We start from the raw sequence: 1498 nt of genomic DNA on the forward strand, positions 1-1498 counted from the left end.
GCTCGTGCACCGTCGCGGCGACGGCGGCCGCCTGCGGACCCGGCGCGTCGGCGAACGCGTGCGCGAGCGCCCGCGCACCCTCCTGCCGGGTCGCGAGGTCGGGGACGGGTCGGCGCAGGTCGTGCGCGTGGTCGACGACCTCCTCCCAGCCGCCCGCGACGCGCCCGACGGTGTCCGCCCGACGGCGACGACGTCGGCGGCGCCGCCCCTTGAGGACACCCACCACGAGGAACGGCAGCAGGACCAGCACGACCGGGATCGACGCGATCCCCGCGATCCGGGCCACCAGCCGCCACACGGCGTTGCCGTCCGCGTCGTCCTGCGGGTCGTCCGTCGTCGGCTGCTCGGTGTCCTCGTCGGGGGGCGTCACGGCGTCCGGCGGTGGCGGGGGCGGCTGGACGACCTGCGGGTCGGGCTGCGTCGGCGCCTGCTGCTGGTCCTCCTGCGGCGTCTGCGTCGGCGGCGGCGTCGGGTCGAACGGCACCCAGCCGTAGCCGGTGAACGCGATCTCCACCCACGCGCGGATGTCGTCGCCCGTGAGCTCCACGGGCTCGCCGCCCGACGGCTCGGGCTCGAAGCCGATGACGACGCGGGCGGGCAGGCCCATCTCGCGGGCCAGGAGGGCGAGCGCCGACGCGTACTGCTCGCCGTCGCCGACCATGAGGTCGCCGCCGAGCAGGGCCGTCATGCGGAACGCACCGTGGCCCGACAGCGACGGGTAGTCCTCGGGTGCGACGCCGTGGCTGAAGTACCCCTTCTCGGAGAGCCACTTCGTGAGCGCGGTCGCGACCTCGGCCGGGTCGCCGGCGTCGCGTGCGACGTCGGGTGCGGTCACCGCGACGACGTCGGGTGCCCCGACGACCTCCGGGAGCGTGACGGCCGCCGCGGGTGCGGCCCCGATGTCGGACGGCTCCGGCGTGGGCGGGACGACGACGTCGACGTCGTACGTGAGTCCCTTGCGGACACCGCCCACCAGCACCGCGGCCCCGGTCGCGTCGTTGTACCGCAGCGCGCCCGACGACGCGCCCAGGTCGAACGACGTCGCCATGCCGACCGTCGGCAGCCAGACGCCCGAGAGCGCCCCGATCTCGACCTCGACCTGCGCCTGGTCGCCGTCGACCGACGGCTCCAGCACCTGGCCGACCCGGCGGAACTCCCCGGACGCGTCGGCCGAGCCGTCCCCGGAGACGTTCCAGACGACCCCGTCGTAGCGGTCCATCGTCGCGAGCCGCACACGCGCACCGTCGGGCAAGCCGCGCACGGTCAGCAGCGTCGTGTCCTCGCCGAGCTTGACGAAGTGCCGGAACGCCGAGAGCGGGCTCGGGTAGTCGCGCGGGTCGAACGGCGGCACGATCTCGTCGCGCACCACGTACCGCGGGGTGTCGCCGACCACGGCGGGCGCCCCGACGACCCCGGCCGCGACGGCGACCACGACGAGCGAGCCGAGCCCCACGACGCGTCGCGGCCGCAGCAGACCCGTGCGGGCGGCGGCCCAGGG

The 1498-nt window shown here is 76.1% G+C and carries 1 protein-coding gene; it reads right to left on the reverse strand.

The window, feature by feature from the left end:
* The coding region (locus tag HGA02_RS19025; protein WP_168680927.1) for a transglutaminase TgpA family protein at positions 1–1498 on the reverse strand (1498 nt) is incomplete at both ends.

The sequence above is a fragment of the Cellulomonas septica genome (assembly GCF_012396155.1).
In the GTDB taxonomy this organism is placed as follows: Bacteria; Actinomycetota; Actinomycetes; order Actinomycetales; family Cellulomonadaceae; genus Cellulomonas; species Cellulomonas septica.